This window comes from Pseudomonas sp. GW823-FHT02C02 (assembly GCF_058797635.1).
Genome location: NZ_JBXAJV010000027.1, coordinates 23033 through 46518, shown reverse-complemented (window position 1 = coordinate 46518; position 23486 = coordinate 23033). Strand labels below are relative to the sequence as shown.

Annotated in this window: 21 protein-coding genes; 13 read left to right on the top strand and 8 right to left on the bottom strand. The window is 59.6% G+C overall.

The window, feature by feature from the left end; genetic code table 11:
• The first annotated feature begins 119 nt into the window (after window positions 1-119).
• Both AC1ROI_RS32060 and AC1ROI_RS32055 read left to right on the top strand, forming a co-directional pair.
• Window positions 120-1361 (top strand): glutamine synthetase family protein, encoded by a 1242-nt coding sequence (locus tag AC1ROI_RS32060; protein WP_172962169.1) that lies wholly within the window; start codon window positions 120-122, stop codon window positions 1359-1361.
• A gap of 70 nt (window positions 1362-1431) precedes the next feature.
• Window positions 1432-2802, top strand: coding sequence for an MFS transporter (locus AC1ROI_RS32055; protein ID WP_083375939.1), 1371 nt, complete (start codon window positions 1432-1434; stop codon window positions 2800-2802).
• 64 nt (window positions 2803-2866) lie between these two features.
• Here the strand turns inward: AC1ROI_RS32055 and AC1ROI_RS32050 are convergent, their stop codons facing one another.
• From AC1ROI_RS32050 to flgA, 4 genes are all read right to left on the bottom strand, one after another.
• Window positions 2867-3613 carry a flagellar brake protein gene (locus AC1ROI_RS32050; RefSeq protein WP_042932643.1) on the bottom strand — a complete coding sequence of 249 codons (747 nt, stop codon included), beginning with the start codon at window positions 3611-3613 and terminating at the stop codon, window positions 2867-2869.
• Window positions 3614-3705: 92 nt separating this feature from the next.
• Window positions 3706-4173 carry a flagella synthesis protein FlgN gene (locus AC1ROI_RS32045; RefSeq protein ID WP_010457166.1) on the bottom strand — a complete coding sequence of 156 codons (468 nt, stop codon included), beginning with the start codon at window positions 4171-4173 and terminating at the stop codon, window positions 3706-3708.
• Between the two features lie 48 nt (window positions 4174-4221).
• The gene (gene flgM, locus AC1ROI_RS32040; protein ID WP_010457164.1) at window positions 4222-4548 is read right to left on the bottom strand and encodes a flagellar biosynthesis anti-sigma factor FlgM; all 327 of its coding nucleotides are present in this window, start codon (window positions 4546-4548) and stop codon (window positions 4222-4224) included.
• 165 nt (window positions 4549-4713) lie between these two features.
• Entirely contained in the window at window positions 4714-5475 is a 762-nt protein-coding gene (flgA, locus tag AC1ROI_RS32035) for a flagellar basal body P-ring formation chaperone FlgA (protein WP_077749189.1), read from the bottom strand.
• A gap of 82 nt (window positions 5476-5557) precedes the next feature.
• Here flgA and AC1ROI_RS32030 point away from each other — a divergent pair, with 82 nt between their 5' ends.
• The 6 genes from AC1ROI_RS32030 (at window position 5558) to flgE (ending at window position 10671) form a co-directional block, all read left to right on the top strand.
• Window positions 5558-6490 carry a chemotaxis protein CheV gene (locus tag AC1ROI_RS32030; protein ID WP_010457160.1) on the top strand — a complete coding sequence of 311 codons (933 nt, stop codon included), beginning with the start codon at window positions 5558-5560 and terminating at the stop codon, window positions 6488-6490.
• A 46-nt stretch (window positions 6491-6536) separates the two neighbouring features.
• Complete coding sequence (cheR, locus tag AC1ROI_RS32025; RefSeq protein WP_010457158.1) at window positions 6537-7364, top strand: protein-glutamate O-methyltransferase CheR; 828 nt, start codon at window positions 6537-6539, stop codon at window positions 7362-7364.
• 366 nt (window positions 7365-7730) lie between these two features.
• Complete coding sequence (flgB, locus tag AC1ROI_RS32020) at window positions 7731-8138, top strand: flagellar basal body rod protein FlgB (protein ID WP_010457156.1); 408 nt, start codon at window positions 7731-7733, stop codon at window positions 8136-8138.
• A 3-nt stretch (window positions 8139-8141) separates the two neighbouring features.
• A complete protein-coding gene (gene flgC / locus AC1ROI_RS32015; RefSeq protein ID WP_010457154.1) occupies window positions 8142-8585 on the top strand; it encodes a flagellar basal body rod protein FlgC in 444 nt (147 codons plus the stop codon).
• Between the two features lie 15 nt (window positions 8586-8600).
• Window positions 8601-9326, top strand: a complete 726-nt coding sequence (gene flgD, locus AC1ROI_RS32010) for a flagellar hook assembly protein FlgD (RefSeq protein WP_077749190.1) — start codon at window positions 8601-8603, stop codon at window positions 9324-9326.
• A 31-nt stretch (window positions 9327-9357) separates the two neighbouring features.
• Complete coding sequence (gene flgE, locus AC1ROI_RS32005) at window positions 9358-10671, top strand: flagellar hook protein FlgE (protein ID WP_077749191.1); 1314 nt, start codon at window positions 9358-9360, stop codon at window positions 10669-10671.
• Between the two features lie 286 nt (window positions 10672-10957).
• On the opposite strand, the gene AC1ROI_RS32000 is transcribed toward flgE, so the two are convergent.
• Window positions 10958-13852 carry a ribonucleoside-diphosphate reductase subunit alpha gene (locus AC1ROI_RS32000; protein ID WP_010457148.1) on the bottom strand — a complete coding sequence of 965 codons (2895 nt, stop codon included), beginning with the start codon at window positions 13850-13852 and terminating at the stop codon, window positions 10958-10960.
• 732 nt (window positions 13853-14584) lie between these two features.
• Here AC1ROI_RS32000 and AC1ROI_RS31995 point away from each other — a divergent pair.
• Entirely contained in the window at window positions 14585-15298 is a 714-nt protein-coding gene (locus AC1ROI_RS31995) for a response regulator (protein ID WP_010457146.1), read from the top strand.
• Window positions 15295-16905, top strand: a complete 1611-nt coding sequence (locus AC1ROI_RS31990; RefSeq protein ID WP_077749192.1) for an ATP-binding protein — start codon at window positions 15295-15297, stop codon at window positions 16903-16905. The genes AC1ROI_RS31995 and AC1ROI_RS31990 overlap by 4 nt, the downstream gene beginning before the upstream one ends.
• A 141-nt stretch (window positions 16906-17046) precedes the next feature.
• Here the strand turns inward: AC1ROI_RS31990 and AC1ROI_RS31985 are convergent, their stop codons facing one another.
• Window positions 17047-17772, bottom strand: coding sequence for a 4'-phosphopantetheinyl transferase family protein (locus AC1ROI_RS31985; RefSeq protein ID WP_207235046.1), 726 nt, complete (start codon window positions 17770-17772; stop codon window positions 17047-17049).
• A gap of 174 nt (window positions 17773-17946) precedes the next feature.
• On the bottom strand, window positions 17947-18738 hold the full coding sequence (locus AC1ROI_RS31980; protein ID WP_077749194.1) for a dienelactone hydrolase family protein: 792 nt from the start codon (window positions 18736-18738) through the stop codon (window positions 17947-17949).
• Window positions 18739-18885: 147 nt separating this feature from the next.
• On the opposite strand from AC1ROI_RS31980, the gene AC1ROI_RS31975 reads away from it, so the two are divergent.
• The 3 genes from AC1ROI_RS31975 (at window position 18886) to AC1ROI_RS31965 (ending at window position 21674) form a co-directional block, all read left to right on the top strand.
• Window positions 18886-19488, top strand: coding sequence for a hypothetical protein (locus AC1ROI_RS31975; RefSeq protein WP_102595135.1), 603 nt, complete (start codon window positions 18886-18888; stop codon window positions 19486-19488).
• Between the two features lie 165 nt (window positions 19489-19653).
• A complete protein-coding gene (locus AC1ROI_RS31970) occupies window positions 19654-20331 on the top strand; it encodes a response regulator (RefSeq protein WP_077749196.1) in 678 nt (225 codons plus the stop codon).
• A complete protein-coding gene (locus AC1ROI_RS31965) occupies window positions 20328-21674 on the top strand; it encodes an ATP-binding protein (protein WP_010457134.1) in 1347 nt (448 codons plus the stop codon). Before AC1ROI_RS31970 ends, AC1ROI_RS31965 begins: the two co-directional genes overlap by 4 nt.
• 704 nt (window positions 21675-22378) lie before the next feature.
• Here AC1ROI_RS31965 and AC1ROI_RS31960 read toward each other — a convergent pair.
• Window positions 22379-23377: an AraC family transcriptional regulator gene (locus tag AC1ROI_RS31960; RefSeq protein ID WP_083377274.1), complete on the bottom strand. Its 999-nt coding sequence runs from the start codon at window positions 23375-23377 to the stop codon at window positions 22379-22381.
• Window positions 23378-23486: the final 109 nt, after the last annotated feature.

Sequence of the window (23486 nt, the reverse complement as noted above, 5' to 3'; positions counted from 1 at the left end):
TTACAAAGGATTGCGTCATGACAACCGATGGCCAGCGTTCACTCGCACAGCGATTGACGGGCATTGATGAGATTGAATGTGTCACGCCGGATTTGAACGGCGTGCCTCGGGGCAAGGTAATGACCGCCGAGGGGTTTCTCGAAGGAAGGCGTTTGCAGATGGCGCGGGGTGTGCTGCTGCAATGCATCATGGGCGGATATCCGCCCGCACGCTTTTACGGCAGCGATGATGGCGACCTGGCGCTGGTGCCTGACCCGGCACACATCCACCGCTTGCCCTGGAGCCAGCAACCGCGGGCACTGGCCATTTGCGACGCCGATGAACTGACCGGCGAAAGCTCGAAGCTGTCGACCCGTGGCCAACTCAAGGCGGTGATCGCCCGTTACGCAACGCTGGGCCTGGCGCCGGTGGTGGCGACCGAGCTGGAATTCTTCGTGTTCGCGCCCAATCCCGACCCGACGCAACCGTTCCAGCCGCCGTTGGGCCTGGACGGTCGGCGCGAGGAAGGTCATTCCGCGTTCAGTGTCAGTTCCAATAATGGTCTGCGGCCATTCTTCAGCGAAGTCTACCAATGCATGGCGGCCCTGGGTTTGCCGCGCGACACCTTCATGCATGAGATGGGCGTCAGCCAGTTCGAGATCAACTTGCTGCACGGCGATCCGTTGCTGCTGGCCGACCAGACGTTCCTGTTCAAGCACCTGCTCAAGGAAGTCGCGCTCAAGCACGGCCTGAGCGTGGTGTGCATGGCCAAGCCGCTGGCGCACACGCCGGGCAGTTCGATGCACATTCACCAGAGCATCGTCGAGATCGGCAATGGACGAAATGTGTTCAGCGATGCGGCAGGCCAACCGACAGCGACCTTCCGTCACTTCATTGGTGGCCAACAGGCCGGCATGGCGGATTTCACCGCGTTGTTTGCGCCGAACGTGAATTCCTATCAGCGCTTGTGCCATCCGTATGCTTCGCCGAACAATGCCTGCTGGTCCCACGACAACCGGGCCGCCGGATTGCGCATTCCGGCCAGTTCACCGGCCGCCCGTCGGGTCGAAAACCGCTTGCCGGGGGCTGATGCGAATCCGTATCTGGCGATCGCCGCCAGTCTTGCCGCCGGTTTGTATGGCATTGAGAACGAACTGGAGCCGAGCGAGGCGATCCAGGGCGAATTCGAAGTCCCGGATAATCTTTCGTTGCCGTGTACCTTGCATGCCGCTCTTGAACGTCTGAAACGTAGCCAATTGGCGAAGGAACTGTTCGGCAAGGAGTTCATCGAAGGCTACGTCGCTTCGAAGACCATGGAGTTGACCAGCTTCTTTGATGAAATTACCCCCTGGGAGCGCCGTGTTCTGGCCACCCAGGCCTGACGACCTGTCGTCTTCGGGCTATCTTTTCGGATAGCCCGTTTCTTACCGCAAGGAGCCGCTCGGAACGCCGATGCGCCAAATCTGGAAACCTTTTCGAGCGCTTTATTTTGCCTCGCTGATGATGTTGATCGGCTCAGGCTTGCTGAGTACCTACCTGGGCTTGCGTCTGGCGGCGGATAACGTCGACAGCTTGTGGGTGGGTGCGTTGATGGCCGCCAACTATTTCGGCCTGGTGCTGGGTGGCAAGATCGGTCACCGACTGATCGCCCGGGTCGGGCATATTCGCGCCTATTCGGCCTGCGCCGGGATTGTCGGCGCGGCGGTGCTCGGCCACGGCCTGGTCGACTGGCTGCCAGCGTGGATATTCCTGCGGGTGATCGTCGGCCTCGGCATGATGTGCCAGTACATGGTGATCGAAAGCTGGCTCAATGAGCAGGCCGAAGCGTCGCAGCGTGGCACGGTGTTCAGCGGCTACATGATCGCGTCCTACCTGGGGCTGGTGCTGGGCCAACTGATTCTGGTCATGCACCCGGCCCTGGGCCTGGAACTGCTGATGCTGGTCGCCCTGTGCTTCGCGCTGTGCCTGGTGCCGGTGGCCCTGACCCGGCGGATTCACCCGGCGCCATTGCATCCGGCGCCGATGGAGCCGCGGTTCTTCATCAAGCGCGTGCCGCAGTCATTGAGCACGGTGCTGGGCGCGGGGCTGATCATTGGCTCCTTCTACGGTCTGGCGCCGCTGTATGCCTCGCAGCAAGGATTGTCCACCGAGCAGGTCGGTCTGTTCATGGGTAGCTGCATTTTTGCCGGGCTACTGGTGCAGTGGCCATTGGGCTGGCTCTCTGACCGTTATGACCGGGCGTTGTTGATCCGCTGTTTTGCGGTGGTCCTGGCCCTGACCGCGTTGCCGCTGGCGATCATGCAGCAGGTGCCGCTGGAGGTTCTGTTCGTCGCCGGGTTCTTCTGTTCGCTGGTGATGTTCTGCCTGTATCCGCTGGCGGTGGCCTTCTCCAATGACCACGTCGAAGGTGATCGTCGCGTGTCCCTGACAGCAATGTTGCTGGTGACTTACGGCGTGGGCGCCAGCATCGGGCCGTTGGTGGCCGGGGTCCTGATGAAGCTGTTCGGCAGCCACATGCTGTATGCCTTCTTCAGCTTCTTCGCGTTGGTGCTGGTGTGGCGGATTCGCCCGAAAGCCGTCACCAACCTGCATCAGGTCGAAGATGCGCCGCTGCATCACGTGGCTATGCCGGACAGCATGTCGAGTTCGCCACTGGTGGCATGCCTTGACCCGCGGGTCGATGAGCAGGTGGTGCAGGATCAGATGCAAAATCCGATCAGCCCGGAACCTGCGCCTGAACCAGAGCCGGATCCCGAGACCGATCCACCATCAGAAGACCCGGATGCGGGTCGTGAGCAAAGCTTCACCGAAGCCAGGCCCTAAACCCGCGCATAAAAAAACGGGCAGTCACCGCAAGGGACTGCCCGTTTTTTGTTGAAGCACCGTATTACATGTCGTCTTTGTCGAAACGGCGTGCTTCACGCTGTAGCTGATAGACGAACCGTTCGACTTGCCGCTGCACCAGACCGCTCATGTTATGAAAGCGAACACCGGCGAAGGTGGTGGAGATCCTCTCTTCGAAGTGCAGGTAACGCAATTCGACCGGTGCGGTCATGTTGCCGAAGGGCAGGGCGGCGACAAAGCGGTCATAGACCTGGCCCAGTTGCAGGCTGCCGGTGATGTCACCTTCAAAACGCAGTTTGCAGCCGGTGGCCGAGATGTCCAGCAGCTTGCCGCCCAAGGTCGATTTGAGTTTCTCACCGCCCAGTTCGACGTTGACCAGTTGCGCCAGTTTCAACGCCGCACGGAACGCATTACGGCGCTGGTGATAGATCACTTCAGCGGGCAGTGGGCCACGATAGCAGCGAGCATCGCCGGACTCATCGATGGTCAGCGTACCGTTACTTTCCCAGGCGATGCGCACGCCGTCATGAAAGCCTTCAACCTTGAATGGTTCTCCGGCCAGCAGAAAACGTTCTCCGTCACGCGGGATCATTTCATCCAGGGCGATCGAATTGCTGTCGCGATCAACGTTCACCAGATAGCTCTGGAAGCGTTGGGTGCGCTCATGGAACGTGATGATCAGCGGATCATGGCTTTCTTGCAGCTGCCGCAGGTTACCGGCGATTTCCATCGGCGTGGATAGCACCTTGGGTGGCTGCGGAGCATCGTCCGCGTTTAAGGCATTGAACACGGTTCATCATTCTCCAGGCAAAATTTGACTGCGACTTGCCAGCATACTGCCAGCATGTGAGGCGTCTTGATAGAGCGTGCTCATCAACAGGCTCAAGCCTGACTAAGCGGGCGCGGCTTTGCGAGCTTGGAGGTTGATCCGCGGGCATCGTAAAGCGCTGGCGGTTCGCCGCCGGTGAGGATTTTCAGCTGATTGGCCGTGGCGGCCTGCTGGACCAGGATCGACTGGCCATTATTGACGTTGGCTGCCTGGCATTGAGCCAGTAGATCGGTCAGTTTCTCGCTCTGTTCCAGCAATTGATCGCCGATGCTCGACTGGCTGGCAAGTTGCTCCAGGCCACTGCGATCGGCCGGCAGATTGAGGCTGACGAGGATTTCACTGCGCTTGCGGCCATGCTGTTCAAGCAGAATGATCATTGCCTGCTTCTGCGCCAGAATATCTTCGAGCAGCGGCATGTCGCGACCGTGCAAGGCGAGGGACTCGGTTTGCAGTAACTCCAGCAAGCGTTGCGCTGGAGCAAAGTCGTCGGTGATCAGTTGCAGTAAATTAGTGTCGTGCATGGCTGGCCTTGGGGTTTAAGCGTCCAAAAGCCTGGCGCAGGCCGTGGCCTAGCGCTGGGCTTCGAAGTTGAGCAGTTTGCTGGCTACACGGTTGCTGTCGACTTTATAGCTGCCATCGGCAATCGCTGCTTTCAACTCGGCCACGCGGGCGTTGTCGACGGCAGGCTGATCGCGCAGCTTGTCAGTGACCTTCTGCAACTGTTGAGCCTCATTGCTGAGGTGTACCGATTCCCCGCTTTTGACGGTACTGGCCTGTTCGGCCGGGGTATTCAGCGGCGCGGATGTGCCGGTTTCGGCGGTTTCCTTCGCGGTGCTGGTACGCGTACTACCGGTAAGTGACGAGGAGCTGTTCAAACGGCTGAAATCGATGACCATGGTAAAAAACCTCTGGGTATTTGGACGCTTGCCATGTTTTCGGCTCTCCCTGCGAAAACTTTAGGCCCATTTATCAATGAGCTTGCATGCGCCAGCGCTTGTCCTGCCTGCGGCACAGTTTAGGGAACAGCCGGGCGGCGCGCCATCTTTCACCAGCAGATTGTTCTACATGGCAACTTCCACCTGGCCCGGCGCGATGACTTGCGCCTTGATGACCCGCTGGGAGTTGAGGTTTTTCACACGAATCTGTTCACGCAGGCCGCCGTTGGACAGGGCTTCGCCCGGCATACGCACACTGAGCGTACCACTGCGGGCGGTGATCACCACTTGGTCGCCCTTGCTGATGACTTCCGCCTGTTCGAGATGGACCAGCGTTAGGACCTGATTGGCGACCGTTGGTCGGGTAAGTTTCTGCCCCACGGCTTGTTCCAGGGAGGTGAAATAACCCTGGTTGATCAGGCTGATGTCTCGCTCGCGCAACATGACATCGCCGGGCTCGATGACCCCGGCGCGTTTGAGCGGCCGGGTGGTGGTGACAACGTCCCGAAACAGGCGGACTTGAGCGGGTACGAAGACTGTCCAGGGGGATGTGCTGTCGCAGCGGACCTTGACCGTGACCCGTCCGATCGGGGTCGCCGGGCTCTCCAGGGTGGCTGTCAATTCCTTGTCGCACATGGGCATGCGCAGTCGCGGATCGAGCTGGTTGACTTCGATTTCGTAGCGTCCTTCCGTTTGACTGGTAGCCAAATAGTCTTCTACGGTGAATTCAAGAAAGCCCTGAGTGACGCCGATAAGCATGTCAGGCAAGGTAACCGCGTCAGCAAGGGCAGGGCTGCCAGCGTTGAACAGGCAGACGGCCGACATTGCGCAAAGCAATTTGCGGGTAATTGATGTCAGGCGTCGGAAAAATGTCGGTTCTGTGTTCATAAGAGTTAAAAAGCAAGCGCCGTGCCGTTTAGCAATAAATGTGCGTCGCAACACACTTAAGCGTTGGTGTAGGAGTCAGTGCATGGCTGGTGTAATGGATTCAGTAAACCAGCGCACGCAACTGGTTGGGCAGAATCGCCTTGAGCTGTTGTTGTTCCGTCTCGACGGCCAGCAGCTGTATGGGATCAACGTGTTCAAGGTTCGGGAAGTGCTGCAATGCCCCAAACTGACCCTGATGCCCAAGTCCAGTCCTGTCGTGTGCGGTGTGGCAAATATCCGGGGGGCGACCATTCCGATTCTTGATCTGGCGATGGCGACCGGCTCCGGCGCACTTAAAGATCAAAGCAATCCCTTCGTGATCATCACGGAGTACAACACCAAGACCCAGGGATTCCTGGTGCGATCGGTGGAGCGCATCGTCAACATGAACTGGGAGGAGATTCATCCGCCGCCCAAGGGCACGGGACGCGATCATTACCTGACGGCTGTGACTCGGGTCGACAATCAGTTAGTCGAAATCATCGACGTCGAGAAAGTGCTGGCGGAAGTGGCGCCGACACCGGAAGCGATTTCGGTCGGCGTGGTGGATGTCGAAACCCAGCACAAGGCGCTGTCCTTGCGGGTATTGACGGTCGATGACTCGTCGGTGGCGCGCAAGCAGGTGACCCGTTGCCTGCAAACGGTCGGCGTTGAAGTGGTGGCATTGAACGACGGCAGGCAAGCGCTGGATTACTTGCGCAAGCTGGTCGATGAGGGCAAGAAGCCGGAAGAAGAGTTCCTGATGATGATTTCCGACATCGAGATGCCGGAAATGGACGGGTACACCCTGACGGCCGAGATCCGCAACGACCCGCGCATGCAAAAGCTACATATCATCCTGCATACTTCGTTGTCGGGTGTATTCAATCAGGCAATGGTCAAGAAGGTCGGCGCGGACGACTTCCTGGCAAAATTCCGTCCTGATGACCTGGCATCCCGGGTAGTCGACCGGATCAAAGCAGCAGATATCAGCTAGGGGCCTTCTGCCCCTGGCGGTTAACACGATTTAAGAGGCGGCATCTTTGTCTACGGGTAATTTGGATTTCGAACAGTTCCGGGTATTCCTGGAAAAAGCCTGTGGCATTTTGCTCGGTGAAAACAAGCAGTACCTGGTCTCGAGCCGTCTCAACAAGCTGATGGAGCAGCAAGGCATCAAATCCCTGGGTGAGCTGGTTCAGCGCATCCAGACCCAGCCGCGCAGCGGTTTGCGCGAGATGGTGGTGGATGCCATGACCACCAACGAAACCTTGTGGTTTCGTGACACCTATCCGTTTGAAGTCTTGAAGAACAAGGTGTTGCCCGAAGCGATCAAGGCGGCCCCCGGCCAGCGCTTGCGGATCTGGTCGGCGGCGTGCTCGTCGGGTCAGGAACCGTATTCGCTGTCGATGTCGATCGATGAGTTCGAGCGCGTCAACATGGGCCAGTTGAAGATGGGCGCGCAAATCGTCGCGACCGACTTGTCCGGCACCATGCTGACCAACTGCAAGACCGGCGAGTACGACAGCCTGGCCATCGGCCGTGGTCTGTCGCCCGAGCGTCTTCAGCGTTACTTCGACCCCAAAGGGCCGGGGCGCTGGGCGATCAAGGCGCCGATCAAGAGTCGCGTGGAGTTTCGCTCGTTCAACCTGCTGGACAGCTACGCGGCCCTGGGCAAGTTCGACATTGTGTTCTGCCGCAACGTGCTGATCTACTTCTCCGCCGAGGTGAAGAAAGACATCTTGTTGCGTATTCACAGCACGCTCAAGCCGGGCGGTTATCTGTTCCTCGGCGCCTCCGAAGCGCTGAACGGTTTGCCGGATCATTACCAGATGGTCCAGTGCAGCCCGGGGATCATTTACCAGGCGAAGTGATTCGTTGGCCGCATCAAAAAACGGGAGTCCTCAGGGGCTCCCGTTTTTTTTTGCCCGATGATTGCCCTGACATCACCACGATCCCCTGTGGGAGCGAGCCTGCTCGCGATAGCGGTGTAACAGAAACATGGATGTTGGCTGACACGACGCCATCGCGAGCAGGCTCGCTCCCACAGGGGAGGGTGGTGTTCTTTAGAGGGTGATAAGCGGCAGAAAAGCGGCAGGCGGCGGAAATCGGTTGCCGCTTTTCTGGCATTGCCGTCTTGCCACTGCCGGCAAAGCCCCGGTTTCCGGGGTTTTTTGAATTGGCACGCCACTTGCTATGTCTCTGTTACGAAAAATCAGGTCACCCGAAGGTTTCCCGACATGAGCATCAGCTTCGATAAAGCGCTCGGTATCCACGAACAAGCCCTGGGCTTCCGCGCACAGCGTGCCGAGGTCCTGGCCAACAACATCGCCAACGCCGATACCCCGAACTACAAGGCTCGGGACCTGGAGTTCTCCAAAGTGCTCGCCGCACAGAACGAGAAAACCAAGGGCGGCACGTTTGCCTTGAACATGACCAACAACCGCCATATCGAGGCTGAAGGCCTGGGCAATGGCGACGAGTCGCTGATGTATCGCACGCCGATGCAGCCGTCGATCGACCAGAACACTGTGGACGCCCAACTGGAACAGTCGAACTACGCGGAAAACGCCGTCGGCTTCCAGGCCAGCTTCACCCTGCTCAACAGCAAATTCAAAGGGCTGATGTCAGCCCTGCGCGGAGAGTAAGTCATGTCCCTATCCAGTGTTTTCAACATTGCCGGTAGCGGCATGAGCGCGCAGACCACGCGCTTGAACACCGTGGCCTCGAACATCGCCAACGCCGAAACCGTCTCGTCGAGCATCGACCAGACCTATCGCGCCCGTCACCCGGTGTTCGCCACCATGTTCCAGGGCGGCCAGAGCGGCGGCAGCGATTCGCTGTTCCAGAACCAGGACGCCGCCGGCCAAGGCGTGCAAGTGCTGGGCGTGGTCGAAGACCAAAGCAACCTTGACGCGCGTTACGAGCCGAACCATCCGGCCGCCGATGCCAAGGGCTACGTCTACTACCCGAACGTCAATGTCGTCGAAGAAATGGCCGACATGATTTCCGCCAGTCGCTCGTTCCAGACCAACGCTGAAATGATGAACACCGCCAAAACCATGATGCAGAAGGTCCTGACCCTCGGTCAGTGATAAGGGGCGACTCAGATGAGTGTTACCGATACAACCAGCGGCGTGAACATCAAGGACGTCTTGGCCAACTCTTCGGTCAAGGCCAATAACACCAGCAGCGACGGCCTGGCCTCGGCCACCAACAGCGCCACCGGCAAGAAGGCGTTGGGCAAGGACGCGTTCCTGCAATTGCTGGTTACCCAGCTGAAGAACCAGAACCCGCTCGAGCCGCAAGACAACGGTGACTTCGTGGCTCAGCTGGCACAGTTCAGTAGCCTGGAAGGCATCACCACGCTGAACGATACGGTCAGCGGCATTGCCGGCAACTACAACTCGTCGCAAGCGCTGCAAGCATCTTCGCTGGTGGGCCGCTCGGTGGTCGCGCAGACCGACACAGCGGTGGTCGATACCTCCAAGAGCTTCAACGGCACGGCCGTGGTTCCGGCATCGGTGGATCCGGTGACGATCAAGATCACCGACGCCGATGGCAAAGTGATTCGCACCATCGACATGGGCAGCCAGCAGGCCGGCAATGCCAGCTTCATCTGGGACGGCAAAAACGATGCGGGCGAAGTGGCCAAGGCCGGCACGTACAAATTCGCCGCCACCGCGACTTACGACAGCAAGGCGACCGCGCTGGTGACTTACCTGCCAGCCACCGTCAACAGCGTGACCATCAGCCAGACCGGCGGTGAGTTGATGCTGAACCTCGCAGGCCTGGGCAGTATCGCCCTGTCCAAAGTACAGACCATTGGTATATAGAGCCGACTAACACGGCACAAAGGAGTGGAATATGTCTTTCAATATCGGCCTTAGCGGTCTCTATGCAGCCAACAAACAACTGGACGTGACCGGCAACAACATCGCCAACGTCGCGACCACCGGTTTCAAATCGTCCCGTGCAGAATTCGAAGACGTGTACTCGGCCACTCGCCTGGGTACCGGCAGCAAGACCGTCGGCAACGGCGTGCGTCTGGCCAACGTTTCCCAGCAGTTCGGCCAGGGCGACGTGAACAACACCGGCAACGTGCTGGACATGGGCATCCAGGGCAACGGTTTCTTCATCCTCAGCGACAACGGTTCCCTGAGCTACACCCGTGCCGGTGCGTTCAAGACTGACGCCGAAAACTACGTGGTCGACAACAACGGCAACCGCCTGCAAGGTTACGGCGTTGATGACAACGGCAAGATCATCAATGGCGTGCTGACCGACCTGAAAATCGACACCTCGAGCCTGTCGCCCAAGGCCACCACTCGCGTCGACCAGACGATTAACCTGAACTCCTCGGAAACCCTGCCGACCGTTACACCGTTCAACCCGGCCGAGCCATTGAGCTACAACAAGCCGATCTCCACGCATATCTATGACAGCCAGGGTAACCAGCACAACCTGGACCAGTACTACGTGAAAACCGGTACCAACGCGTGGACCGTGTACACCTACGTCGACGGTCGTTCGCCGTCCAACCCGGCCGCCGAGCCACCGGTGCCAGTGACGGCCAACGTGACCTTCAACTCTGACGGTACCGTCAACACCATGACCGGCAGTCCTGGCTTTGCTGTGACCGGTAAAGTCTTCCAGTTGACCGGTTGGGTGCCGGGCGTGGTCACCAATGCCAACGTGACGCCAAAAGTCTGGGGGCCTAACGGTTCGGTTGCGGCCACTGGCGGCCTGTCCTTCGACATGACCAAGACCACCTCTTACAATTCGCCGACTGCCCGTACCCAGCAATTTCAGGACGGCTACGCCACTGGCCAGATTTCCAGCCTGACCATCGACGAAACCGGTGTCATGACCGCTAACTTCAGCAACCAGCAAACCAAGGCCATCGGCCAGGTGGCGGTCGCGAGCTTCGCCAACGAGCAAGGCCTGCAGCCCATCGGTGGTACGCGCTGGAAAGAAACCTTCGCCTCGGGCGAGGCGGGTGTCGATGCTCCGAAAACCGGTACGCTGGGTGCGGTGGTGTCCAACTCCCTGGAAGAGTCCAACGTCAACCTGACCAACGAACTGGTCGATTTGATCAAGGCGCAGAGCAACTACCAGGCGAACGCCAAGACCATCTCCACTCAGAGCACCATCATGCAGACCATCATTCAGATGACCTGATGCTGGTTCGCGCTGAATAAAGAGCCCCTCGTGAGAGGGGCTTTTTTTATGAGCGGGATTTGTCTCGAGTGCCGAATGTTGCGTTGTCAGTGATGGCCCCTACGCGAGCGGGCTCGCTCCTACAAAGGATCTTCAGTGCGGCGCCTGTCCAGTTCAGGAGCGAGCCTGCTCGCGAAGGCGTCAGCCCGGTCACCACTTTCCTTGGGGCAAAAGAAAACCCCCGACAATCCAGAGGACTGATCGGGGGCTCTCCAGGTAAGCGCCTTGCGGCGCTCACCGGCTCAGCTTATTGGCAAGCTTCGCAATCCGGCTCGTCGATGGCGCAAGCCTTCGGCACTGGAGCAGGGCCGGCAGGCGCTGCCAGGACCGAATCTTCACCGTGGTTGCCGCCGCTGGAAACAGCGTTCAGCTTGCCGGTGTTGATGGTCGACTTCTCGGTGCTGGTCGCGGCCAGGGCACGGAGGTAGTAAGTGGTTTTCAGGCCACGGTACCAGGCCATGCGGTAGGTCACGTCCAGCTTCTTGCCCGAAGCGCCAGCGATGTACAGGTTCAGCGACTGAGCCTGGTCGATCCACTTCTGACGACGGCTTGCCGCGTCAACAATCCACTTGGTGTCCACCTCGAAGGCGGTCGCGTAGAGCTCTTTGAGTTCTTGCGGGATGCGCTCGATCTGTTGCACCGAACCGTCGTAGTACTTCAGGTCGTTGATCATGACCGAGTCCCACAGACCGCGAGCCTTCAGGTCGCGAACCAGGTACGGGTTGATCACGGTGAATTCGCCCGACAGGTTCGATTTCACGTAGAGGTTCTGGTAGGTCGGTTCGATCGACTGCGATACGCCGGTGATGTTGGCGATGGTCGCGGTCGGTGCGATGGCCATGATGTTGGAGTTACGAATGCCTTTCTGCACACGGGCACGAACCGGTGCCCAGTCCAGGGATTCGTTCAGGTCAACGTCGATGTACTTCTGGCCACGTTGCTCGATCAGGATCTGTTGCGAATCCAGCGGCAGGATGCCTTTGGACCACAGCGAACCCTGGAACGTCTCGTAGGCGCCGCGCTCGTCGGCCAGGTCGCAGGAAGCCTGGATCGCGTAGTAGCTGACCGCTTCCATCGACTTGTCGGCGAATTCGACGGCCGCGTCGGAACCGTAAGGAATGTGCTGCAGGTACAAAGCGTCCTGAAAGCCCATGATGCCCAGGCCGACCGGACGGTGCTTGAAGTTGGAGTTCTTCGCTTGTGGCACCGAGTAGTAGTTGATGTCGATTACGTTATCGAGCATGCGAACGGCGGTGTTCACGGTGCGTTCCAGCTTGGCGGTGTCCAGCTTGCCGTTGACGATGTGGTTCGGCAGGTTGATCGAGCCCAGGTTGCAAACGGCGATCTCGTCCTTGTTGGTGTTCAAGGTGATCTCGGTGCACAGGTTCGAGCTGTGAACCACGCCGACGTGCTGCTGCGGGCTGCGCAGATTGCACGGGTCTTTGAAGGTCAGCCATGGGTGGCCGGTTTCAAACAGCATGGACAGCATTTTGCGCCACAGGTCTTTGGCCTGGATGGTCTTGAACAGCTTGACCTTGCCCGGGTACTCGGTCAGGGCTTCGTAGTACTCGTAACGCTCTTCGAAAGCCTTGCCGGTCAGGTCGTGCAGGTCCGGTACTTCGGACGGCGAGAACAGGGTCCACTTGCCGTCATCGAAGACGCGCTTCATGAACAGGTCAGGGATCCAGTTGGCGGTGTTCATGTCGTGGGTACGACGACGATCATCACCGGTGTTCTTGCGCAGCTCGATGAACTCTTCGATGTCCATGTGCCAGGTTTCCAGGTAGGCACAGACAGCGCCTTTGCGCTTGCCACCCTGGTTAACGGCGACGGCGGTGTCGTTCACTACTTTCAGGAACGGGACAACGCCCTGGGATTTGCCGTTGGTGCCCTTGATGTACGAGCCCAATGCACGAACCGGCGTCCAGTCGTTGCCCAGGCCGCCTGCGAATTTCGACAACATGGCGTTGTCGTGGATCGCGTGGTAGATGCCCGACAGGTCATCCGGCACGGTGGTCAGGTAGCAGCTGGACAGCTGTGGACGCAGGGTACCGGCATTGAACAGGGTCGGGGTCGACGACATGTAGTCGAAGGACGACAGCAGGTTGTAGAACTCGATGGCACGGTCTTCTTTCTGCTTCTCTTCAATCGCCAGGCCCATGGCCACGCGCATGAAGAAGATTTGCGGCAGTTCGAAGCGGATACCGTCCTTGTGGATGAAGTAACGGTCGTACAGGGTTTGCAGGCCCAGGTAAGTGAACTGCTGATCGCGCTCGTGGTTGATCGCCTTGCCGAGTTTTTCCAGGTCAAAGGTGGCCAGGACCGGGTTCAGCAATTCGAATTCGATACCCTTGGCGATGTACGCAGGCAAGGCCTTGGCGTACAGGTCGACCATCTCGTGGTGGGTCGCGCTTTCGGCGACTTCCAGGAAGCTCAGGCCTTCGGCACGCAGGGTGTCCATCAGCAGGCGAGCGGTCACGAACGAGTAGTTCGGCTCACGCTCGACCAGGGTACGGGCGGTCATCACCAGGGCGGTGTTGACGTCGGTCAGGGCCACGCCGTCGTACAGGTTCTTCAGGGTTTCGCGCTGGATCAGGTCGCCGTCGACTTCTTCCAGGCCTTCGCACGCTTCGGTGACGATGGTGTTCAGGCGGCCCATGTCCAGAGGCGCAAATGAGCCATCGGCGCGGGTGATGCGGATCGACGGGTGAGCGTTGACCGCTTCTTCGGCCGGTGCGTGGGCAGCGCGTTCTTTCGAACGACCGTCACGGTAGATCACGTAGTCGCGGGCCACTTTCTGCTCGCCGGCACGCATCAGGGCCAGTTCGACCTGGTCCTGGATTTCTTCGATGTGGATGGTGCCGCCCGAAGGCATGCGACGCTTGAAGGTTGCGGTGACTTGTTCGGTCAGGCGCGCAACGGTGTCATGGATTCGCGACGAGGCGGCAGCGGTGCCGCCCTCAACTGCGAGAAACGCTTTGGTGATCGCGACGGTGATCTTGTCATCGGTATAAGGAACGACAGTGCCGTTACGCTTGATCACGCGCAGTTGGCCAGGCGCGGTGGCGGACAGATCCGAAGTCGAATCAGCGGCCTGCGGCAAGGTGCCCTGCGGGTTCTCGCGAGTTGTGTCGGTTTGCATGGGGGAGTGTCTCCACATTCTCTATGTTTGTTTGAGCACCTTCATGGTGCCCACCGTTCTGTCCTGAAGCACTACAACCGAGGGGCCTCGGGCATAACAACTTCGGGACAGTAGGAAAAGGCTAATGATGCCGCTTCCTTGCCGAAGTCTTTGGTCTCGAGCCAGGGCCCGAAACCGGATTCCATTCAGGGTGGCAGTAATGACTGCAACACCCGTACCGTTCCGGCTGTTCTGGCCTCAAAAAACGGTGCCATCCGCAGGTGCGGTTTGGGCTTTCAAATTCACGCTTGGTTCAACCGGAAACAGCAATAAAGCGCTTGAGTTTCTGGTCTGAAATGTGGTTAGGCTTTTTAAGCAAAAACCCTACATGTAGGGTTTTTTTGACGCCGGGCTACAAGATAATGCGTTTTGGAGGGTGTTGCAACGTACTACCTGTGGATAAACCTGTGCGTAAATTGTGTGTGAAAGAAGGAACAGGCGTGTAGGCCGCGACCTAGCGGGAGCGAACCGTTTTTCACTGATTTTCAGCGATTGAAAACAGTCATTCGGATTTTTAAGGGCGCGAACCCTATCACAAAAATCCGGGTTGTCCGAACGCATTTGCCGGCTTGTGTTCTCGGCGTTCGGCGTTTATACAATCGGCCAGTGTGTATGCATTCTTATCCTCCCCAATCATTACAAAAAGACGGGCGGATCCTTCCTTATAAGTGTTGTTGGCAAGCAGAGGTCACCGTGGAGCAAGAAGCCTGGCAGATATTGATTGTGGAGGACGACCAGCGTCTGGCCGAACTGACCCGCGATTACCTGGAAGCCAATGGCCTGCGCGTATCGATCGAGGGCAATGGCGCCCTGGCCGCGGCCCGCATCATTAATGAAAAGCCGGACCTGGTGATCCTCGACCTGATGCTGCCGGGCGAAGATGGCCTGAGCATCTGCCGCAAGGTGCGCAATAAATATGACGGCCCGATCCTGATGCTCACCGCCCGCACCGACGATACCGATCAGATTCTTGGCCTGGACCTGGGGGCCGACGATTACGTGTGCAAGCCAGTGCGTCCGCGCCTGCTGCTGGCGCGCATCCAGGCGCTGTTGCGCCGCAGTGAAGCCCCTGAGGTGGCCCCGGAAAAACAACGACGCCTGCAGTTCGGCCCGCTGGTGGTGGACAACGCATTGCGCGAGGCCTGGCTGAATGACAACGGCATCGAGCTGACCAGCGCCGAATTCGATCTGCTGTGGCTGCTGGTGGCCAACGCCGGGCGCATCCTGTCCCGGGAAGAAATTTTCACCGCCCTGCGCGGCATCGGCTATGACGGCCAGGATCGCTCCATCGACGTGCGCATCTCGCGCATCCGTCCCAAAATCGGCGACGATCCGGAGCATCCACGACTGATCAAGACCATCCGCAGCAAAGGGTATCTGTTCGTTCCGGAAGCCTGCACCCTGTGAACTCGATCTTCCTGCGCATCTACGGCGGCATGTGTGCGGCGCTGATTCTGGTCGCGGTGCTCGGCGTACTGGCCTTGCACCTGCTCAACCAGGTGCGCAGTGAGCAATACCGCGAACGCCTGGCCCACGGCACCTTCTCGCTGATGGCCGACAACCTGCAACCGATGAACGAAACCGAACGCCACCGGGCCTTGCTGGTGTGGGAGCGTTTGCTGGGGATTCCGTTGGCGCTGAAGACCTTCGCCCAGACCGACCTCGACCTGACGCAGCGTACCCGCGTGCTGCGCGGCCAGGCGCTGGTGGAACAGACCGGCCCGCATGCAGCGAAGGTGTATCGGCTGGTCAGCGACAAGGAACAGTTGGTTTTGACGGGAGAAGTCCAGCAGATCAGCGAGCAACTGGCGCGAGCGACTATCTATCTGCTGGCCGACGAACTGGTGCGCGTGCCGGTGGCTGAGCAGCCCAAGCGCCTGGCGCAATTGAAACAAGACAAAGGCTTCGGTTTCGACTTGCGCCTGGTCACCGTCGACCAGGCGGACATGGACGAGGACCAGAGCCGCCGGATCTCCGAAGGCGACACGGTGATGGCATTGGGCAAGGGCGGTGACTCGATCCGGGTGTTTGCCGGCATGGTCGGCACGCCGTGGGTCCTGGAAATCGGCCCGCTGTACCAGATGAATCCTTATCCGCCCGAATGGTTGGTGCTGATCGCGGCCCTTGGTTTGAGCCTGATCGGCTTGATCGTCTATCTATTGGTGCGACAACTTGAGCGTCGCTTGCGTGGCCTCGAAGCCGCTGCCACGCGTATTGCCAAGGGCAGCCTGGAAACCCGCGTGCCGGCGCGCGGCGCGGATTCGGTGGGGCGGCTGGCCTCGGCGTTCAATGGCATGGCCGAGCACTTGCAACAGTTGTTGGCGATCCAGCGTGAACTGGTGCGCGCGGTGTCCCACGAATTGCGCACCCCGGTGGCGCGCCTGCGTTTTGGCCTGGAGATGATCGGCTCGGCCACCACGCCACAGGCCCTGGAGAAATACCGCGAAGGCATGGACCACGACATCGAGGACCTCGACAAGCTGGTGGACGAAATGCTGACCTACGCGCGTTTGGAGCAAGGCTCGCCCGCGCTGAATTTCCAGCGGATCGATCTGGATGCGTTGGTCAATCAAGTGATCGAGGAATTGGCACCGCTACGCGCCGACGTCACCGTGCAGCGCGGGTTGTGCCTGTCCGCCGCCGATTGTGACGATGCCTGGGTCGAGGCCGAGCCGCGCTATTTACACCGGGCGATCCAGAACCTGGTGAGCAATGCCATGCGCCATGCCTCGTCGCGGGTGACGGTCAGTTATCAGGTGGGGCAGCAGCGTTGCCGGGTGGACATCGAAGATGACGGGCCGGGCGTGCCAGAGTCGGCGTGGGAAAAAATCTTCACGCCGTTCCTGCGCCTCGATGACAGCCGTACCCGGGCGTCGGGCGGGCATGGCTTGGGACTGTCCATTGTGCGGCGGATTATCCATTGGCATGACGGGCGGGCGTTGATCAGCAAGAGCAAGAGTCTGGGCGGGGCGTGCTTCAGCCTGAGTTGGCCGAGGAATCAGGAGAGGCGGTGAGATTTGCGGCGTCTGTACTGGCCTCATCGTCGGAACGCCGCCCGGAGCAGGCTCACTCCTGCAGGGAATCTTCGGTGTTGCACAGATCCATTGTAGGAGTGAGCCTGCTCGCGATGAGGCCCGAGCCAACACCAAAAATCCTCAGGCCCTGATGCTGACCAGACTCAACAACTGCCCATCCACTACCGCAAACTGCGCATCCAGCTCAGTGCCATTGCGCCACTCGCTGGACAGATCTGTCAGCAATCGCAGCCGCACCTCACCGCTCTCGCTCCACTCCAGCACTTCCGCATGTTCAAAATAAAACCGCTGCCGAACAATCGGATACAGCGCCTTGAACAGACTCTCCTTCACCGAAAACGTCAGCGTGACCAGCATCGCCAACTGATCACGATGACCTGCGGCCATGCGCTGCAATTCCGCCGGGGTAAGGATTTCCCCGGCCAGGCGTTCGGCCCGTTCAGGGTTTAGCAGGTTTTCCAGGTCCATCCCCAATCCACGCCAGTGGGTCTTGTTCGCGACAATCGCTGCGGCCCGGCCGGTGCTGTGGGTGATTGAGCCGCTGATATGCGCAGGCCAGACCGGTGCCCGGTCTTCGCCGATGGCCGGGCTGAAACTCAGCCCTTCCAGCTTCTGCAACGCCGCCCGGGCACAGACCCGACCGGCCAGAAACTCGGCCTGACGCTTGGCAACCGAGCGCTGGATGCTCGCTGGCGGCTCGATGGCGCTGCGCGTGAAATCATCGAGGGCCAGTTGCGAGGTATCGAAGTGCGTGCTCAATAGCACCGTATCAGGCAGCACAAACGGCAGCGGCCAATGGGCATCGAGCGGGGTGCAGCAGACGGGCAGGGCGGGGGTGGAATTCATGTCGCGCATTTTGCCGGGTTGCCTTCGGGCTGGGTAGCCCTGACGTAGACCGCGTTATCGTTCTTCGCGGGCAAGCCTCGCTCCTACAGGTTTGAGCCGATCACGAAATGGCGGAACGACACAAGCCCTGTAGGAGCGAGGCTTGCCCGCGAAGGCCACGCCTCGGTCTTCTGCTTAACCGAAGATTTTTTTGAAGAACGCCTGCATATCCGCCCAGGATTTTTCATCCGCCGCCTTGCTGTACCCGATATCCGGCCCACCATGATCGCCATGGCCCAACCGATCCGCATCTGGATTGCTGAACCCATGCTTGGCGCCCTCAAGGCTGACGAATTGATAGTCGGCCCCGGCCTTGTCCATCTCAGCCTTGAACGCCGCGACGTTGTCCGCCGTCACCATGCTGTCCAGCGCACCATGCTCCACCAGGATTTTCGCTTTCACGCTGCCCGGTGTTGCGGGCGTTTTGGTCGCCAGCGCCCCGTGGAAACTCACCACGCCCGCCAGCGGAACGCCTTGACGCGCTGCATTCAGCACCACGGCACCGCCGAAGCAGTAACCGATGGCAGCGACTTTATCCGGATGGGTCTGTGGCTGTTTCTTCAGCAAATCGAGCCCGGCCTGGAAGCGGGCGCTGGACGCGGCACTGTCTTTCAACGCCGCTTGCATGAAGGCCATGGCGTCCTTGGGATGCTCGGTGTTCTTGCCATCGCCATACATATCAATGGCCAGCGCGCTGTAACCCAGTCCGGCCAAATCACGGGCGCGGCGCTTGGTGTAATCGTTGAGGCCCCACCATTCATGCACCACCACCACGCCCGGACGTTGACCCTTAATAGCATCGTCGTAAGCGTAATAGCCGATCAGCTTCGTGCCGTCGGGGCTCTGATAGGGAATCTCCTGAGTCTTGATCTCGGCGTGGCTGAGCCCGCTCAAGGCCAGTAATAGGAGGGCGAGGAAAACGCGCATGGTCGGATCTCCTGCATAAAAGTCATCAAAACAGCCGGGTGGAGTTGATTCAGCTTAGGTTCAGAGTGCGTTCAGGGGGAGTTCAGGGGTGGGTGCGTAACCTTGCCCCGTACCCAAAAAGCAAATAGCGCATGAGGAAATTCCCCAATGACTCACTTCAAAAAACTGCTTCTGGCTTTCACCGTCATGGGCGCAAGCACCGCGGCTTTCGCTTCCAACGATAATTTCGCCAGCCTTACTCTTGGACAGACCAGCGACAAAGTCAAAAAGTCCCACGCCCTGAACGACAACCTCAACCGCCCGAACGCCGACGGCGTGATCGGCAAGGACACCACCTGGGGTGTGCGTCTGGGCCAGCAAAACAGCGAGGGCCGCTACTACGCCACTTACGACAACGTGTCGGGTTCGCACAATGGCATTAAACTGCGTCAGGAAAACCTGTTGGGCAGCTACGATCTGTTCTACCCGGTAGGCGCCAGCACCAAATTGTTCGGCGGTGCTACGGCCGGCCTGACCAAAATGACTCAGGAGTCCCCAGGGTTCAGCCGCGACAGCAACATCGGCTACGCCATTGGCGGCCAGGTTGGCGTATTGCAGCAAGTGTCGCAAAACACCTCGGTCGAACTGGGTTACCGTTACCTGCGCAGCAACGCCAGCACCGAGATGAGCGAGCGCGGTGGCAGCAAGCAGGGTTCGCTGGACCTGACCAGCAGCGCCCAGACCTACCTGTCGGCGAACTACGCTTTCTGATAAGTGCAATCCCGGTAGGGGTGAGCCTGCTCGCGATAGCGGCGTGTCAGTCGACATCAATGTCGAATGTGCTGGCGCCATCGCGAGCAGGCTCGCTCCTACAGGGTTCTGCGGTGTGACTGAGAACTGTGCTGCTGGAGATAACGATTTGCCTAGGAGAGCGTTATGAAACTGCTGGTCGTCGAAGATGAAGCGCTGTTGCGCCATCACCTGCAAACCCGCCTGACGGACAGCGGCCACGTGGTCGAGTCCGTGGCCAACGCCGAGGAGGCGTTGTACCAGACCGAGCAGTTCAACCACGACCTGGCGGTGATCGACCTCGGCCTGCCGGGCATGAGCGGGCTCGACCTGATCCGTCATCTGCGCTCGCGTGGCAAGGCCTTCCCGATCCTGATCCTCACGGCGCGTGGCAACTGGCAAGACAAGGTCGAAGGCCTCGCCGCCGGCGCCGACGATTACGTGGTCAAGCCGTTCCAGTTCGAAGAGCTCGATGCGCGCCTGAATGCCTTGCTGCGCCGCTCCAGCGGTTTCACCCAGTCGACCATCGTCGCCGGGCCGCTGCTGCTCGACCTCAATCGCAAACAAGCGTCCCTCGATGAACAACCGCTGGCGCTGACCGCCTACGAGTATCGAATCCTCGAGTACCTGATGCGGCATCACCAGCAAGTGGTGGCCAAGGACCGCTTGATGGAGCAGCTGTACCCGGACGACGACGAGCGCGATCCGAACGTCATCGAAGTGCTGGTCGGCCGTCTGCGCCGCAAACTCGAAGGCCCGGCAGGTTTCAAACCGATCGACACTGTGCGTGGCCTCGGCTACCTGTTCAATGAGCGCTGCACTTGATTCGCTCCCTTCGTGTCCGCTTGATGCTGGCCGCCGCCACCCTGGCGGTGCTGTTCATGCTGGCGTTGCTGCCAGCGATGCAGGGCGCGTTCAGCCTGGCGTTGCAGGATTCCATCGAGCAACGCCTGGCGTCGGACGTAAACACGTTGATTTCCGCCGCGCGGGTGGAAAACAACGCCCTGCAGATGCCGGCGCAGTTGCCCGATGAGCGCTTCAACCTGACTGACAGCCGCTTGCTCGGTTACATCTATGACCGCGAAGGTCATTTGGTCTGGCGCTCGAAGGCCACCGGCGAAGAGAAGATCAACTACAAACCGCGTTACGACGGACGCGGCAACGAATTCGCGCGCATTCGCGAGGCCGATGGTCAGGAATTCTTCGTCTACGACGTCGAAGTCAAACTGCTCAGCGGCAAAAGCGCGGCGTTCAGCATCGTCGCCCTGCAACCGGTGCACGAGTACGAAGTCACCCTCGAAGGCCTGCGCGAAAACCTCTACCTCGGTTTCGGTGCCGCGTTGCTGGTGCTGCTGGCGCTGCTGTGGATCGGCCTGACCTGGGGCTTGCAGGCCTTGCGTCGGCTCAGTCAGGAGCTGGACGAAATCGAAAGCGGCGCCCGCGAAAGCCTCAGCGAACAACACCCGCGTGAGCTGCTGCGCCTGACCGGCTCCCTCAACCGCTTGCTGCACAGCGAACGCGAGCAGCGCAGCCGCTACCGAGATTCCCTCGACGACCTGGCCCACAGCCTGAAAACCCCGCTGACCGTGCTGCAGGGCGTCAGCGAAGACATGGCCCAGCGCCCGGAAAACCGAGATCAGGCCTGGTTGCTGCAAACCCAGATCGAGCGCATGAGCCAGCAGATCGGCTATCAACTGCAACGCGCCAGCCTGCGTAAAAGTGGGCTGGTACGCCACCAGGTGCGCCTGCAGCCGGTGCTGCAAAGTCTTTGCGACACGCTGGACAAGGTCTATCGCGACAAGCGCGTGCGCGTTGCTTTCAACCTGCCGGAGCCGTGTTACGTGCCGATCGAACAGGGCGCGCTGCTGGAGATGATGGGCAACCTGCTGGAAAACGCCTATCGCCTGTGCCTGAGCGAAGTGCGCATCAGCGTGCGCGAAACCCTGAGCGGGGTCGAGTTGTGCGTTGAAGACGACGGGCCGGGCGTGCCGCCGGATCAGCGGGCGCGGATTCTGCAACGGGGCGAGCGGCTGGATCGCCAGCACCCGGGGCAGGGGATCGGGTTGGCGGTGGTCAAGGACATTATCGAGAGCTACAACGCGAAGCTGACGCTGGGGGATTCGCCGATGGGCGGGGCGGCGTTCCGGATTCATTTTCCGGTGGTTTGATCGAGGGGTTGGCGGTGTTTTTTCGGGCCTCATCGCGAGCAGGCTCGCTCCTACAATTGAATCTGCGGCGCTCGCGAAAAGTGCATGCTCCGCAGATCCCCTGTAGGAGCGAGCCTGCTCGCGATGGGGCCAGTCAACTCAACCCAAAAATCAGTTTCGGATGCTGGACAGGCTTGATCCGCCGTAGTCGTTCAGTCAGGTAGACCGCGTCATCGTTCATCGCGAGCAGGCTCGCTCCCACAGGAGATCTTCAGTGAATGCATCATTTGCGTTCACACCGATCACCTGTAGGAGCGAGCCTGCTCGCGATGGGGCCAGTCAATTCAACCCAAAAATCAGTTTCGGATGCTGGACAGGCTTGATCCGCCGTAGTCGTTCAGTCGGGTAGACCGCGTCATCGTTCATCGCGAGCAGGCTCGCTTCCACAGGAGATCTTCAGTGAATGCATCATTTGCGTTCACACCGATCACCTGTAGGAGCGAGCCTGCTCGCGATGAGGCCGGTCAATTCAACCCAAAAACCAGTTTCAGATGCTGGACAGGCTTGATCCGCCGTAGTCGTTCGTTCAGGCAGACCGCATCATCGTTCATCGCGAGCAGGCTCGCTCCCACAGGAGATCTTCGGTGAATGCATAATTTGCGTTCACACCGATCACCTGTAGGAGCGAGCCTGCTCGCGATGAGGCCGGCCAATTCAACGCAGATTCAGTTCTCTTGCGCGCGATAGGCGCCCGGCGTCAACCCGGTCCATTTTTTGAACGCCCGATGAAACGCCGAAGGCTCGGAAAACCCCAATTGCTCGGCAATCTGCTGTAACGACAGATCTGCTCGCCCCAGGTGATAAATCGCAATGTCCCGGCGCAACTGATCCTTCAATTCCTGAAAACTCGACCCTTCTTCGCGCAAGTGCCGACGCAACGTCTGCGGGCTGATGTGCAGGTGCGCAGCCACCGCTTCCAGGTCCGGCCAGCGTGCACTGTCGCGGCTGAGCAAGCGGCGCAACTGGCTGCTCAGACTGTCGCCGTCATCCGGGCGCGAAAGCAGGTCGGCGGGAGAATGTTGGAGGAAATGCTTGAGTGTGCGTTCGTCCTGCAACAACGGCATGTGCAGGTAGCGGCTGTGAAACAGCAAACTGCTCTGCGCCGTGGAAAACTCCATGGGGCAGGGGAACAGCAAATCGTATTCGGCGCCGTGTTCGGGCTTTGGATAACTGAACGTCGCCTGCTCCAGCCGAATGCGCTGGCCGATCAGCCAGCTGCCGAGGCGGTGCCACACCATCAGTTGGCTTTCGGTGAGGAAATGATCAGGGTCCTGGAACTTCGAATCGTCGAGGCTCAGGCGGACCCATTCGTCTTCGCGGGTCAGGGTCAGGCGCGGACCGTCAGGGAATAGGCTGTAAAACAATAAGCCGCGATGCAGCGCCTTATCGAGGTTGCGGCAGTGGATCACGGCGTGGCACATCATTGCGAAGGTCCCGGTTTTACTGGGCGTCGGCCCGAAACCGAGGTATTCGTCGTCGAGGGCCAGCCACAACGCCTGGATCAATCGCGTGAACTGCTCCGGCGCAATTCGCGCCCGTGGCTCATCCAGCAACTCGGGGCTGATGCCGAGTTGTTGCAGCAGATTTGAATAGTCATAACCCAACCGACGCGCGCCACCTAATGCGGCACGGGCGAAATGACTGGCGATGGTGCGTTCACGCATGGCAGGCAGGTCCGACCCAATGAACGACGGATGGTAGCTGTCGACCCTCGTTATGAACAGGCGGATATCCGCCAAATTGTAGGACGAGACCTGGTCGATGGGCGGAAAT